10 protein-coding genes and 1 pseudogene are annotated in these 14,828 nt (G+C 70.3%); 8 read left to right on the plus strand and 3 right to left on the minus strand.

Going from position 1 to position 14,828, the window contains the following annotated elements:
- From CIK77_RS17945 to CIK77_RS17760, 3 genes and pseudogenes are all read right to left on the minus strand, one after another.
- A pseudogene (locus CIK77_RS17945) lies at positions 1 to 420 on the minus strand (hypothetical protein); the annotation flags it as partial.
- A gap of 773 nt (positions 421 to 1,193) precedes the next feature.
- Positions 1,194 to 1,373, minus strand: a complete 180-nt coding sequence (locus CIK77_RS15465; RefSeq protein ID WP_114347277.1) for a hypothetical protein — start codon at positions 1,371 to 1,373, stop codon at positions 1,194 to 1,196.
- 2,342 nt (positions 1,374 to 3,715) lie between these two features.
- Positions 3,716 to 3,883, minus strand: a complete 168-nt coding sequence (locus tag CIK77_RS17760; RefSeq protein ID WP_181861424.1) for a hypothetical protein — start codon at positions 3,881 to 3,883, stop codon at positions 3,716 to 3,718.
- Between the two features lie 9 nt (positions 3,884 to 3,892).
- Here CIK77_RS17760 and CIK77_RS17765 point away from each other — a divergent pair, with 9 nt between their 5' ends.
- The 8 genes from CIK77_RS17765 (at position 3,893) to CIK77_RS15500 (ending at position 14,812) form a co-directional block, all read left to right on the plus strand.
- Positions 3,893 to 4,066 carry a hypothetical protein gene (locus CIK77_RS17765; RefSeq protein ID WP_181861425.1) on the plus strand — a complete coding sequence of 58 codons (174 nt, stop codon included), beginning with the start codon at positions 3,893 to 3,895 and terminating at the stop codon, positions 4,064 to 4,066.
- 634 nt (positions 4,067 to 4,700) lie between these two features.
- On the plus strand, positions 4,701 to 5,306 hold the full coding sequence (locus tag CIK77_RS15470; RefSeq protein WP_147271156.1) for a hypothetical protein: 606 nt from the start codon (positions 4,701 to 4,703) through the stop codon (positions 5,304 to 5,306).
- A gap of 588 nt (positions 5,307 to 5,894) precedes the next feature.
- The gene (locus tag CIK77_RS15475; RefSeq protein ID WP_114347279.1) at positions 5,895 to 7,325 is read left to right on the plus strand and encodes a hypothetical protein; all 1,431 of its coding nucleotides are present in this window, start codon (positions 5,895 to 5,897) and stop codon (positions 7,323 to 7,325) included.
- Positions 7,326 to 7,363: 38 nt separating this feature from the next.
- The gene (recR, locus tag CIK77_RS15480; protein WP_087053953.1) at positions 7,364 to 7,957 is read left to right on the plus strand and encodes a recombination mediator RecR; all 594 of its coding nucleotides are present in this window, start codon (positions 7,364 to 7,366) and stop codon (positions 7,955 to 7,957) included.
- Positions 7,958 to 8,255: 298 nt separating this feature from the next.
- Positions 8,256 to 9,581 carry an aspartate kinase gene (locus CIK77_RS15485; protein WP_087053952.1) on the plus strand — a complete coding sequence of 442 codons (1,326 nt, stop codon included), beginning with the start codon at positions 8,256 to 8,258 and terminating at the stop codon, positions 9,579 to 9,581.
- A 223-nt stretch (positions 9,582 to 9,804) separates the two neighbouring features.
- Positions 9,805 to 11,169, plus strand: coding sequence for an MFS transporter (locus CIK77_RS15490; protein ID WP_087053951.1), 1,365 nt, complete (start codon positions 9,805 to 9,807; stop codon positions 11,167 to 11,169).
- An 11-nt stretch (positions 11,170 to 11,180) separates the two neighbouring features.
- Entirely contained in the window at positions 11,181 to 12,713 is a 1,533-nt protein-coding gene (locus tag CIK77_RS15495; RefSeq protein ID WP_181861426.1) for an FAD-dependent oxidoreductase, read from the plus strand.
- The gene (locus CIK77_RS15500) at positions 12,710 to 14,812 is read left to right on the plus strand and encodes a molybdopterin oxidoreductase family protein (RefSeq protein ID WP_258861484.1); all 2,103 of its coding nucleotides are present in this window, start codon (positions 12,710 to 12,712) and stop codon (positions 14,810 to 14,812) included. The genes CIK77_RS15495 and CIK77_RS15500 overlap by 4 nt, the downstream gene beginning before the upstream one ends.
- The last annotated feature ends 16 nt before the right edge of the window (positions 14,813 to 14,828 follow it).

Raw genomic sequence — 14,828 nt, forward strand, 5'->3', positions numbered from 1 at the left:
GGCCCCGGCGGACCCTTCGCTCGCCGCCATCGCCTCGGTCGTCGACGTCTCGTCAGCGGGCGCCGCAGCTGCCGGGGCGGCGGATTCGACGCTGCCCGCGTCAGGCGATGCTGCTGGCGAAGCGCCGAACTCCGGGGCCGGTGTCGGGTCGGCGGCGGCAGGCGGCTCCTCGGCTTGCTGCCGGGTGCGCGCGCCTGTCGGATCGCTTGGAGCGGCCGGCCTCGGCAGCGCCGGGCTGTGCGCAGCGGCGTCGGGTCGCCGGTCCGCGGGCGCAGGAGACGGCGCCGTCGGAGCCGCGGGAACTGCGGTGGGGTTCGCCGGTGCGCGGCCGGAGCCAGCCGAGCGCTCGCGGGGCCGAGCGGCCAGGCCCCGGAGCCTGCGGCCGAGCGCGGAGGCGACTGCTGCCCGGCGCGGCAGCACCGGGCTGCATGGCGGCGGGCGCGACGGTGGCGCGGCACCCCGCCTCTCCACCCGCGAGCGCGGGCGTCGCGCCGGCGGCGCTCGCCGAGCGCAGCGCGGTGAGCCCCGCGCGGATCATCAGTTCGAGCTGCAGGCGAGGCGCCGTCGCACGCCATCTCGTCGAGCGTGCGCGCTGACGAGTTCGGTGCGCGACAGCCGCTCCGAGCCGAACGCCTGCGCCTGCACGGACATGGCTCCGAGCTCGTCCGTCGGTGTTCCCGCACGCACGGCTGCCGCCCCGCGCCGATCGCCGCGATGATGATGAATCTCGCAGACGCTCGAGCAGGTCGTCGAGAAGCCGCGGATCCTGCCGTCTGCACGACGGCTCCTGACCCGCGAGAACGCCGCTCCTGCGATCGTCGGATGCGAACGCCTCAGGACGCCGTCGAGCAGCTCGCGTGCGTGTAGCCGAGCAGCGCGACCGCCGCTCGTACCCGACGGACGCACCGTCCGAAACCGCGATGCAAGCTGGTCAGGATCGAGAGCGTGTCGCGCGGCGACCCACCACCTGACGACACGAGCCGTCAGCACGCCAGGCTCGACGGCGATGCCTCCTGAGCGCACAGGCTCTCGACGTACTCGAGCATGGCGCCGGCGGAACGAGGCGGAAGGGTAGTGGTTGCGTGCGGGACCGGATCGTGCCATCACCTTGTCCGGCTCGTCGTGGCGAAGATGAAGCTTCACATGCTCCGCGGCTCCTCGACGAGCTTCAGCAGCGCGTTGAGCCTGCGGCGTCACCATGTGCCCTCGTCGAGGATGAAGATCGTAGCGGTCGCGGCTCGGTGCGAAACGGCGCGCTCACGCAGATCGCGCGCATCGTCGACACCGTTTGTGGCGGCCGCGTCGATCTCGATGACGTCGAGGATCCGCCGCCCTGCGCGAGAGAGTTCGACGCAGCTGTCGCAGTGCCGCACGGGGTGTCCGTCGACCTTCTGACAGTTTCAGGCAGCGTGCCAGGATGCGCGCGGACGTCGTCTACCGCACCCGCGCGGGGCCGGAGAACAGTAGCATGCCCGATGCGGTCGCCTCTCAGCGCCGTCATCAGCGGGTCGGTCACCTGGGCCTGCCCGATCATCTCCCCGAAGGTCTCTGGTCGTAGCGGCGATAAAGGGCGGTTGTCACTCCACAGCCTACGCGTACACCGACACCGACACGGCGGAGGCACGCGGCGGAACAATCTCCGTCCGCGGCTTGGCTGAGCATGAACGACACCAGCCCGCCCCCGCCCGCCTCGGAATCGACTCTGGGCTCGACGTCGGTGCCCGTGGTGCGCGCTCGGCGAGCGCCGTCTCCGCTCGGTATCTCGGACCTCCGTCAGGCGAGGTTCGACGTGCGCTCCACTCGTCCAGCTCGACTCGAATGCGCCGGAACGCGCGACGATGTCGCAGGCGGAGTACCTCGCAGGCCGCGCCTCGACCGAACGCCTTGAGGCGAGCCACCGCCATCTCAGCGACGCGGCGAGCAGGTCGGCTTCCGCTTCGACCACGCAGCCACCGTGCCGCGAACACGTTCACGGCGCACCGATGATCCAAGGGGCCACCGCTCACGGAGTCCAGGCCGGCGTCGTCGACGCGCTGCTCGTGGTACTTCCAGAACGGCGTCGACGTGGGCGATGCCGCCGCACTGAGGGAGGTCGTCGTCTCCGCCGGCCTCACCCTGTGACGGCCGACGAGGTGCTCGCCGACTCCGCGCCTACGCCGACGATGTGCGAGGCACATCGCCCAGGCGTCCTCTCTGGGCATCCAGGGCGTTCGTTTCTACGTGCTCGACGGCCCTACGGCATCCAGGCGCCCAGCCCGCCGAAGTTTGAACAGGCCTCACCCAGGTGTACGAAAGGCTCAATCCGAAACCGGCCAGCCTGCTGAACCTCGTCGGCGGCGCAGGGCACCGCCTGCGGCCCCGACGGCTGCGAGCTAGTCACCGCTGTACGACCAGAAACGCCGCGATCGGGATCCGAGCTCGTCATCGGGTGCACGACGTCTAACGTGACTGGTGGGCGAGGGTGGCGCAGCGCGGTGCCGTCCAGCGCTGCAGTCCGGAGAAGCGCTTCACCGTGGGCCGGCCGCTTCGCACAGGTCCTGGTCGCGAGCGCGACGGTGAGCGGCCCATCCGTGCCGACGACGAAACCTCGCCGCACGCTCAGCTCGACGGGCTCTCCCGATTGAGCACGATCGGATCGCTCGCGCGTGATCGTCACCGGATCTGCGAGCCCCACCATGCAGCGGGAACGACAGCTCAGGCCAGTCGGCGGCAGGCGCGGATCGAACGACAGCCGCCGCCGTGGTGCGCATTCCGCGAATCCGTTCACGAGGCCGTCCACACCCGCCGGGCAGATGCGACGTGCACGCCGCCGACGCAATTGCTGTGCAGGTCGGCGAGGTCGACGACAGTGCGTCTCGAGTACGAGACTAGAGATAGTGATCTCTCTCAACAACCCGACAAAAACGGGAAAAAAAAAAAGGGAGGGAGGGGAAAAAAAAAGAAAAAAAAGAGAGATCACTATCTCTAGTCTCGTACTCGAGACGCACTGTCGTCGACCTCGCCGACCTGCACAGCAATAGCGTCGGCGGCGTGCACGTCGCATCTGCCCGGCGGGTGTGGACGGCCTCGTGAACGGATTCGCGGAATGCGCACCACGGCGGCGGCGCGTCGCTCGATCCGCGCCTGCCGCCGACTGGCCTGAGCTGTCGTTCCCGCTGCATGGTGGGGCTCGCAGATCCGGTGACGATCACGCGCGAGCGATCCGATCGTGCTCAATCGGGAGAGCCCGTCGAGCTGAGCGTGCGGCGAGGTTTCGTCGTCGGCACGGATGGGCCGCTCACCGTCGCGCTCGCGACCAGGACGGTGCGAAGCGGCCGGCCCACGGTGAAGCGCTTCTCCGGACTGCAGCGCAGGACGGCACGTTGCGCTGCGCCACCCTCGCCCACCAGTCACGGAGACGTCGTGCACCCGATGACGAGCTCGAATCCCGGTCGCGGCGTTTCTGGTCGTAGAGCGGTGACTAGCTCGCAGCCGTCGGGGCCGCAGGCGGTGCCCTGCTTCGCCGACGAGGTTCAGCCGGCTGGCCGGTTTCGGATTGAGCCTCGTAGTACACCTGGGTGAGGCCTGTTCAAACTTCGGCGGGCTGGGCGCCTGGATGCCGTAGGGCCGTCGAGCACGTAGAAGGAACGCCCTGGATGCCAAGAGAGGACGCCTGGGCGATGTGCCTAGCACATCGTCGGCGTAGGCGCGGGGTCGGCGAGCACCTCGTCGGCCGTCACAGGGTGAGGCCGGCGGAGACGACGACCTCCCTCAGTGCGGCGGCATCGCCCACGTCGACGCCGTTCTGGAAGTACCACGAGCAGCGCGTCGACGACGGCGGCCTGGACTCCGTGAGCGGTGGCCAGCTTGGATCATCGGTGCGCCGTGAACGTGTTCGCGGCACGGTGGCTGCGTGGTCGAAGCGGAAGCCGACCTGCTCGCCGCGTCGCTGAGATGGCGGTTGCTCGCCTCAAGGCGTTCGGTCGAGGCGCGGACTGCGAGGTACTCCGCCTGCGACATCGTCGCGCGTTCCGGCGCATTCGGGTCGAGCTGGACGAGTGGAGCGCACGTCGTCGACCTCGCCTGACGGAGGTCAGAGATACCGAGCGGAGACGGCGCTCGCCGAGCGCGCACCCCGGGCACCGACGTCGAGCCAAGAGTCGATTCCGAGGCGGGCGGGGGCGGGCTGGTGTCGGTCATGCTCAGCCAAGCCGCGGACGGAGATTGTTCCGCCGCGTGCCTCCGCCGTGTCGGTGTCGGTGTACGCGTAGGCTGGGGAGTGACAACCGCCCTTTATCGCCGCTACGAGCAGAGACTTTCGGGGAGATGATCGGGCAGGCCCAGGTGACCGACCCGCTGATGACGGCGCTGAGAGGCGACCGCATCGGGCATGCTACTGTTCTCCGGCCCCGCGCGGGTGCGGTAGACGACGTCCGCGCGCATCCTGGCACGCTGCCTGCCTGAACTGTCAGAAGGTCGACGGACACACCGTGCGGCACTGCGACAGCTGCGTCGAACTCTCTCGCGCAGGGCGGCGGATCCTCGACGTCATCGAGATCGACGCGGTCGCCACAAACGGTGTCGACGATGCGCGCGATCTGCGTGAGCGCGCCGTTTCGCACCGAGCCGCGACCGCTACGAGACTTCATCCTCGACGAGGGCACATGGTGACGCCGCAGGCTCAACGCGCTGCTGAAGCTCGTCGAGGAGCCGCCGAGCATGTGAAGTTTCATCTTCGCCACGACGAGCCGGACAAGGTGATGGCACGATCCGGTCCCGCCCGCAACCACTACACGTCCGCCTCGTTCCGGCGGCGGCATGCTCGAGTACGTCGAGAGCCTGTGCGCTCAGGAGGCATCGCCGTCGAGCCTGGCGTGCTGCCCGCTCGTGTCGTCAGGTGGTGGGTCGCCGCGCGACACGCTCTCGATCCTGACCAGCCTGAATCCCGGTTCCGGACGGTGCGTCCGTCGGGTACGAGCGGCGGTCGCGCTGCTCGGCTACACGCACGCGAGCTGCTCGACGGCGTCGTGAGGCGTTCGCATCCGACGAACGCAGGAGCGGCGTTCTCGCGGGTCAGCAGTCGTCGTGCAGACGGCAGGATCCGCGGCTTCTCGACGACCTGCTCGAGCGTCTGCGAGATTCATCATCATCGCGGCGAACGGCGCGGGGCGGCAGCCGTGCGTGCGGGAACACCGACGGACGAGCTCGGCGCCATGTCGGTGCAGGCGCAGGCGTTCGGCTCGGAGCGGCTGTCGCGCACCGAACTCGTCAGCGCGAACGCTCGACGAGATGGCGTGCGACGGCGCCTCGCCTGCAGCTCGAACTGATGATCCGCGCGGTGCTCACCGCGCTGCGAGCGGCGAGCGCCGCCGGCGCGCCGCCCGCGCTCGCGGGAGGAGAGGCGCGGTGCCGCGGCACCGTCGCGCGCGCCGCCATGCAGCCCGGTGCTGCCGCGCCGGGCAGCAGTCGCCTCCGCGCTCGGCCGCAGGCTCCGGGGCCCGGCCGCTCGGGCCCGCGAGCGCTCGGCCCGCTCCGGCCGCGCACCGGGGAACCCCACCGCAGTTCCCGCGGCTCCGACGGCGCCGCCTCCTGCGCCCGCAGACCGGCGACCCGACGCCGCTGCCCGCAGCCCGGCGCTGCCCAGGCCGGCCGCTCCAAGCGATCCGACAGGCGCGCGCACCGGGCAGCAAGCCGAGGAGCCGCCTGCCGCCGCCGACCCGACACCGGCCCCGGAGTTCGGCGTTCGCCAGCAGCATCGCCTGACGCGGCAGCGTCGAATCGCCGCCCCGGCAGCTGGCGGCGCCCGCTGACGAGACGTCGACGACGAGGCGATGGGGCGAGCGAAGGTCCGCCGGGGCCGCGCGGCGACGCAGCAAGGACGCCGGCAGAGCCCTCGCCCGCTGCCGCAGAGGAACGTGCCGGAGACCGGCGTCGATCCGAGGCTCGACGACGTCCCTGCCGCCGGATGGGCGACCGTCGCCCCCGGCACGGCGCAGCAGGCCCCCGCGACATCCGGGTCGGCGCAGGCGGCACCCGCTGACGGTTCGCCGCAGGGCACAGCGCCGGGCGACTCCGCCGAACGGCCCGCGCAGACCGCAGGCGCAGAGCGCCCAGGCGCCTCGGCGCCTGCGGACGAGGCGTCTGCAGACGAGGCGCCTGCCGGTCCGCTGACGCTCGCGCGCTTGAACGAGGCATGGCCTCGCATCCTCGATGGGCTGAGAACCACAGCTCCGCAGAGCGCAGAGCTGGTCGGCCAGTCGCGCGCCGCGGAGGTGCGCCCTGGCGACGTCGTGATGATGGCTTTCCCCTCGCAGCGGCACATGTCGGGGTTCAAGGGGGCCCCGGCCGACGACCTGCGCAACGCGATCGTCGAGGTGCTCGGCGTGCGTGTGAAGTACCTCGCGCGGGTCGAGCCCCAGACACCAGCACCGTCTGACGAAGTGCCGCCGCCAGACGACGACCCCGAGCCGGGGTCGTACGACGACGCCTACGCACGCCCCGAGAGCGGGTCGTCATCCGGCAGCGCCGGTCACAGCCCGCAGGCGGGGTCGAGCACACCAGCGGGTCAGCGACCCGCGCCAGCCGGAGACACGGCAGCGACCGCGCATCGCGGCGGAACTGCGGACGCATCGGCGCAGACGGGCGGAACGGGCGCTCCCGTGACCGAGTGGGCCGTCGCGGCGATTCCCGGGGCGGCGGGCGACACGACCACAGTCACGGAGCCGGCCCGCGAATCGAGCGGCTCTGCTGATGCCGATGTGCATCCCGGCGCGTCGGATGCTGCGCCAGGCGCTGCGAGCACTCCGAACACGGCTCGCAGCGACACGACTGTCGCGCCGGCGACATCCGCGGACGGCGCAGACGGCGCACCTGCACCGGCGGCGCCGAGCGCCGCGCCGGTCGCTGGCCCGACTGACTGGGGCGTCAACCTGAAGGCTCCCGACCCGGTCGACACGGAACCGCCCGCGGCGGACGCGGCACCCGAGGTCGTCGCTACTGTTCCCGCGGCGTCGGCTGCTCCCGCCGCTTCCGCTCCCGCGTCCGCAGCCCCTGCCGAGTCGACCGTTCCCGCGGCACCCGCCGCCTCGGCGGCACCCGCACCCGCTCCCGCTGCGCCAGGGGCGTTCGCACCGCCGGAACCGCATCCCGAGCCCGAGCCGCCGATCGACGAGCCGCCAGTGCCGAGCGAACCGAATGATCCGAGCCGTCCCACCGTGCAGCGGCGCCAGGTGTACGTTCCTGACGGCGTCGAGCGTCGCGGCGAGGCCGTGGTGCGGCAGATGCTCGGCGCGACGTTCCTGCACGAGGAACCGTACGACCCACCAGCGACCGCGCGCTTCTCCTGACCCGGCCGACCGGCCGACCTGACCCCGAGGACACCCACATGTACGACGGCATCGTCCAGGAACTGATCGACGAGCTCGGCAGACTCCCCGGAGTCGGGCCGAAGTCCGCCCAGCGCATCGCATTCCACATCCTGCAGACGCCGAGCTTCGACGTGTCCAGGCTCAGCCAACTGCTGGGAGAGGTGCGCGAGCGCGTGCGCTTCTGCGACATCTGCGGCAACGTCTCGGAGCAGGAGCGGTGCGGGATCTGTCGCGACCCGCGTCGCGACCCCGAAGTGATCTGCGTGGTCGAGGACGCCAAGGACGTGTCGGTGATCGAGCGCACTCGCGAGTTCCGCGGCCGGTATCACGTGCTCGGCGGCGCGATCAGTCCGATCGCGGGCGTCGGCCCTGACGACCTGCGCATCCCGCAGCTGATGCAGCGCCTCGCCGATGGGGAGGTCAAGGAGGTCATCCTCGCGACCAACCCGAACCTCGAGGGCGAGGCCACCGCGAGCTACCTCAGTCGCCTGCTCACGTCGATGGAGATCGCCGTCTCGCGCCTCGCATCCGGCCTCCCCGTCGGCGGCGACCTCGAGTACGCCGATGAGGTGACTCTGGGGCGTGCCTTCGAAGGCCGCCGCCGCCTCTGAGCGTGCTGAGCCGCGCGAGGGCACGCACATCGCGGCGTTGTCGTCGGTCCCCGACCTGATGGTCGACTCCCTCCTCTGCCTTGCGCTGCACGCGATCGAGTGAGGCATCCGAGCGTTTGCGCTCGTGTGCCGAACGATTGAGCGTTGAAGGGGCGAAGCCCCGAACACGCACCCTCGCACGGCTCAGAGGCGCCGGAAACGCGGGTCTGCGAAACGCTGTGAATTTTCCGGTTCGGGCGCACCCCCATACGATTGGGCATCGGGTGTGACCTTCGCATCCGCGACCCGGGAGAGATTAGTGGCCCTGATCGTTCAGAAGTTCGGCGGATCGTCTGTCGCAGACGGCGAGAGCATCAAACGCGTGGCGAAGCGCATCGTCGACACCCGCAGAGCGGGCAATGACGTCGTCGTCGCGGTCAGCGCGATGGGCGACACCACCGACGAGCTGCTCGACCTCGCGAACGCGGTCGCGCCGATGCCCGCGCCCCGTGAGCTCGACATGCTGCTCTCCAGCGGTGAGCGCATCTCCATGGCACTGCTGGCCATGGCGATCCATTCGATGGGCTTCGAAGCCCGCTCCTTCACAGGCAGCCAGGCCGGCATGCTCACGACGGCCGACCACGGCTCGGCGCGCATCGTCGACGTGACCCCGGTCCGCCTGCGCGACGCGCTGGACGACGGCGCGATCGTCATCGTCGCGGGCTTCCAGGGCTTCAACCGCGACACCAAAGACATCACGACGCTCGGCCGCGGCGGCTCGGACACCACCGCCGTCGCGCTCGCTGCCGCGCTGAACGCCGACGTGTGCGAGATCTACAGCGACGTCGACGGCATCTTCACGGCCGATCCGCGGCTCGTGCCGATGGCGCGCAAGCTCGACACGGTCAGCTCGGAAGAGATGCTCGAGCTCGCGGCCAACGGCGCGAAGGTCCTGTACATCCGGGCGGTGGAGTACGCCCGCCGCCACGGCGTACTGATCCACGCCCGCTCAACCTTCACATCGAACGAGGGAACCTACGTTCTCGGTGAGGGGATGAGAGATCCCCGCGCAGCAAGAGGAGAGAAAATGTCGGATGCCAACGGTACCGAGTCGGACGCCATCGGCAACGAGGAGCCGCTCGTCGCGGGCGTCGCCACTGACCGGAGCCAGGCCAAGATCACGGTGATCGGTGTTCCGGATGTTCCGGGCTCGGCAGCCGAGATCTTCGCGCTGGTGGCGAAGACCGGCGCGAACATCGACATGATCGTGCAGAACGTGCAGTCGGCCTCCGCCGGCCGCACCGACATCTCCTTCACTCTTCCGCGCCCCGACTCGAACGAGGTCGTGCGTCGTCTCACCGACGACAAGGAGAAGCTCGGATACGAGAACCTCATCTTCGACGACCAGATCGGCAAGCTCTCGGTCGTCGGCGCGGGGATGCGCACGACGTCGGGCGTCTCGCAGGTGCTCTTCGACGCGCTGCGCTCGGCGAGCATCAACATCGCGATGATCTCGACCAGCGAGATCCGGATCTCGGTGCTCGTCGCCGCCGAAGACCTCGACGAGGCCGCCCGCGCCGTGCACACCGCCTACGGGTTGGACGGCGAGATCGAGGCCACCGTCTACGCCGGAACCGGTCGCTGACCGGCACAGACCTGACGAACGAACGGCGTTCCGCGTGCACGAGCACGCGGAACGCCGTTTTCGCGTCAGATCCCACCGAATGTGACGCGTGTGTGACGACGTTCTCACGTCCCCTCCCGTGCCGAGTGACAGCACGTTGACGGCGAGGAAACGTGCCGGCCGTGGCAGGGAAACACCGAGCTTCTAGCGTCGGGAGCACATCCCCGACCGCGTAGGAGCTGGCATGACCTCGACCATCACAGGCCCCACACCCGCGCACGCACCGACAATGAGACCCGGCCGCTGGCTCGACGGATGGACACCGGAGGACCCCGCGTTCTGGCAGTCCCACGGCAGGCGGATCGCCAGGCGGAACCTGGGCTGGTCGATCTTCGCCGAGTTCCTGGGCTTCGTGGTCTGGCAGCTGTGGAGCATCGTCGTCGTGATGCTGCCGTCCGCCGGCTTCGAGCTGACCACGGCCGAATCGTTCTGGCTGATCTCGCTGCCGAGCCTCGTCGGCGCCACCCTGCGGTTCCCGTACACGTTCATGGTCGCCATCGTGGGCGGGCGGAACTGGACGATGATCTCCGCCGGCCTGCTGCTCATCCCCGCAATGCTGCTCGGCATCGTCGTGCAGAACCCCGACGCCCCGTTCTGGATGCTGCTGGTCGTCGCGGCCACCGCAGGCGTCGGCGGCGGCAACTTCGCCAGCTCGATGGCGAACATCACCCACTTCTACCCGCAGCGCGAGAAGGGCTGGGCACTCGGGCTCAACGCCGCCGGCGGCAACGTGGGCGCAGCGGTCGCCCAGTTCGCCGTGCCGATCGTCGTCACGGTGGGGGCCGCGGCCTCGCTCAACCTGGCGCTTGCCGGCTGGATGTGGATTCCGTTCATCCTCATCGCCGTGTGGGGCGCGTGGCGATTCATGGACAACATCACCAGCGCGAAGGCCGACTTCTCCGCCTCGGCGCAGGCCCTGCGCGAACCGCATATGTGGTTGCTGGCGCTGCTGTACATCGGCACCTTCGGTTCGTTCATCGGCTTCGCCGGTGTCTTCCCGAAGCTCATCGCCGACCAGTTCCCCGATTTCTCGACGTTCCAGATCGGCACGGCATCCGTATCGCTGGCGTTCCTCGGGGCGCTCGTGAGCTCCCTCACCCGCCCGTACGGCGGCAGGCTCGCCGACCGCTTCGGCGGTGCCCGGATGACCGCGGCGAGCTTCCTCCTGATGGCTGCCGGTGCCGTCGCCCTGATCGTGACGCTTCCGGTCGCCGGGTTCTGGACGTTCCTGCTGTGCTTCCTCTTCCTGTTCACCGCCACAGGCATCGGCAACGGGGCGACGTACCGGATGATCCCGAGCGTGTTCGCGGCGCGCTCCGGCGGTGAGGTGGGCACGCAGCGAGCCTCCGCCGCGGCACTCGGCCTCATCTCGGCCATCGGTGCGTACGGCGGGTTCCTCGTGCCGCAGGTGCTCAGCGCCTCGCACTCCGCGACGGGCGGCTATGAGGCGGCGTTCATCGGATTCGTCGTCGTCTACCTGGTATTGGCGGGTATCACCTTCGCCGTCTACGCCACGCGGCGCGGCGCCTTCGCCGGGGCCCGCATCTGATGCCGGCATCGATGCGCGTCGTGGTGGTCGGCTTCGGCCCGGTCGCCGTCAGGTTCGCGGAGGAGCTCCTTCCGCAGGTGCGCGACGGCCTCGTGGCTCTGACGATCATCGGCGCCGAGCGTGAGGACCCGTACAACCGGGTGCTCACGGCGGAGTACGCCGTGGGTGAGGCAGAGCGCGGCGATCTCGACATGGCCGACACGGTGGAGCTCGCCGCATCCGGCATCGCGATCCTGCGCGGGCGACGGGCGATCGCGATCGACCGCGAGGCGCGCACCGTGGAACTCGACCAGGGTGCGCCGATCGGATACGACCGCCTCGTGCTCGCCACAGGAGCTCGCGCGAACGTACCTCGACTGGACGGTCTGCACACCGTCGGGCGTGATTCATCCGGTCTCGACGATCGCCTCGTCGACGGCGTGATGGCGCTGCGCTCGCTCGACGACGCCGACAGGCTGCGCGAGTTGACCTCCCACGGCGGCAGCGCTGTCGTGCTCGGCGCCGGCGTGCTCGGCATCGAGCTGGCGCTGCTGCTGGCGAGGGCGGGGATCGCGGTGCGGCTGGCTCACTTCGGTCCGATTCCGATGTCCAGACAGCTCGATCGCGGGTCGGGTGCCGTGACCGCCGCCGTCCTGGCCGAGGCAGGCATCGAGGTCGTGCCGCACGCGCGGGCCGAGGCGATCGTGACGGAGGAGTCCGCTGCCGGATCGCGCCGCTTCAGCGCTCTCGTCTCGGGCGACGGCAAACGCATCCCAGGCGATGTGCTGATCCTGTCCTGCGGTGTCACGGCCCGCGATGACCTCGCCGTCGCCGCCGACCTGCGCACAGGGCGGGGCGTGCTCGTCGACGAGCGGCTGCGATCGTTCAGCGACGAGAGCGTCCATGCCATCGGCGACTGCGCCCACATGGCCGAGCGTGCGCACCTGCACGACGCAGCAGTGCCAGGCGCTCCCAGCGGGCTGATCGGTCCCGGATGGCGCCAGGCCGAATGGCTGGCGCGTTCGATCGCCGCGGATGCCGTGGGCGCCGAACAGATCGAGGCCTTCGGAGAGGACGTGCCGGCAGTGGTGTCGGTGAAGGGCATCGACGTGGTCGCCGCAGGCGACGTCGACGTCGACCCGTTCGCGCCCGTGCCGAGGGGCGAGACCGGCCCAGGCGTGTCGATGTGGGCCGATCCGGATCACGGCGCCTACACGAAGATGGTGACCCGCGACGGGGTCCTCACCGGATTCGTCAGCGTCGGCATGCCGCGCACCGGAGCCGAACTGAGCGTGCTCTACGCGCGCCGCGGCGAGCTGCCGAGCGACCGCTCTCTGCTGCTGCGCCTCGACGCAGACGACGACGCAGCCCCGCGCGCGACCGGTCGCGACGAGACCGTCTGCGTGTGCAACGCGGTGACCGCCGGCGCCATCGAGGACGCCGTCACGGACGGATGCGACACCGTCGCAGACGTCGGCTCGTGCACGAGAGCGGGAACCGGATGCGGCACCTGCCGGGGACGCATCACCCGGATGCTCGAGGAACTGGAGGCGTCGCCGCTGTGAGCGCGAACGATCCGGCCGTCGACACGCACTGCCCCTACTGCGCCCTGCAGTGCGCCATGACGCTGAGCCCGGTATCCGGTGCAGACGGGCCACCTGTCACGGTCGCGGGACGCGACTTCCCGACCAACCGCGGCGGTCTGTGCCGCAAGGGATGGACGTCCGCTGAGCTGCTGGGGTCGAGTGACCGGCTCACCTCCCCGCTGATCCGCGGCGCAGACGGCGAGCTGCACGAGGCCGGATGGGACGAGGCGCTCGATCTCATCGCCGACCGGATCGACGGGGTGCGATCACGGCACGGCGCGGACGCGATCGGTGTGTTCGGCGGCGGAGGCCTCACCAACGAGAAGGCGTACCAGCTCGGCAAGTTCGCCCGCATCGCCCTGGGCACTTCGCGCATCGACTACAACGGCAGGTTCTGCATGTCGTCGGCAGCTGCGGCCGCCAACCGGTCGTTCGGGCTCGACCGCGGGCTGCCGTTCCCCGTCTCGGACCTCGGCGAGGCAGACGCCGTGCTGCTGCTCGGATCGAATGTCGGCGACACGATGCCGCCGTTCGCCTCGCACCTGCAGGGCGCCAGAGCTCGCGGCGGGCTGATCGTGGTCGACCCGCGGCGCAGTTCGACCGCCAAGATGACCGGCGACGGCGGGGGAGTGCATCTGCAGCCGGCGCCCGGCACCGATCTCGTGCTGCTGCTCGGGCTGTGCCACATCGTGCTCGCCGAGCGGCTGCATGATCGCGAGTACCTGGAGGCGCGCACCACGGGACTGGATGGGCTGCGCCGGTCGGTGTCGTCGTGGTGGCCTCAGCGCACGGCGGAGGTCACTGGAGTTCCCGTCGCCGCTCTGCGCCGCGTCGCTCATCTGCTCGCCGAAGCGGGCTCGGCGTACATCCTGACCGGTCGCGGCGTCGAACAGCACGCAGACGGAACCGATGCTGCGACTGCTGCGATAAACCTCGCGCTGCTGCTCGGTCTGCCGGGAACCGAAGGCAGCGGCTACGGCACGCTCACCGGGCAGGGCAACGGCCAGGGCGGCCGCGAGCACGGCCAGAAGTGCGACCAGCTCCCCGGCTACCGCAGCATCACCGATCCGGATGCCAGATCTCACGTCGCCGAGGTATGGGGCGTGGACGCGGCGACGATCCCCGGTCCAGGCGTTCCTGCCGCTGAGCTGCTGCGCACGGCAGGAACTCCGGAGGGCGTCAGCGCGCTGCTCGTGCACGGTTCGAACGTGGCCGTCTCCGCACCGGATGTGTCCCGCGTGCGCGAGGCGCTGGCACGGCTCGATCTTCTCGTGGTGAGCGACTTCTTCCTCTCCGAGACGGCGGCCATGGCCGACGTCGTGCTGCCGGTGCTGCAGTGGGCGGAGGAAGAGGGCACCATGACGAACCTCGACGGGCGGGTGCTGCGCAGGCGCAGGGCGACGCTGCCGCCCGCGGGAGCGCGCAGCGAGCTGTGGATCTTCCGCGAGCTGGCGGCCCGTCTCCGGGCTCCGGGCCGATGGCAGCTCGACCCGTCCGACGTGTTCGACGAGCTCGCGCAGGCGTCCGAGGGCGGGAGAGCCGACTACTCGGGGCTCAGCCACCGGATGCTCGATACCGGCGTCGCCGCGCACTGGCCGTTCCCTGCCGGGTCCTCGGGGACGCCCAGAATGTTCCTCGACCGCTTCGCCCATCCGGACGGGCGCGCCAGGCTCGTCCCGGTGCGCGCCATCGCGCACGAGCAGGCAACCGGGCGTGAGCTCGCGCTCGTGACGGGGCGGCTGATGGGGCACTACCAGTCGGGTGCGCAGACGCGTCGTGTGCCCGAACTGGCGGCGGAGCATCCGGAACTGGTCGCCCAGATCCACCCGACCACCGCGCGGGACCGCTCGCTCGGCGACGGCGATCGGGTACGAGTGCGCAATGAGCAAGGCTCCGTGATCGCGATCATCGGCCTCAGCACCGACATCCGGCCCGACACGGTCTTCCTGCCGTTCCACTTCGCAGGCGACGCCAGCGCCAACCTGCTCACCAGCGCCAGCACGGACCCGATCTCGGCGATGCCCGAGTTCAAGCACGCGATCGTGGAGGTGGAGCCGGATCCGGGCGTTGCCCGCTGAATGTGCCCTGGTGGCG

The sequence above is a fragment of the Microbacterium sp. JB110 genome, assembly GCF_003335195.1.
Classification (GTDB): Bacteria; Actinomycetota; Actinomycetes; order Actinomycetales; family Microbacteriaceae; genus Microbacterium.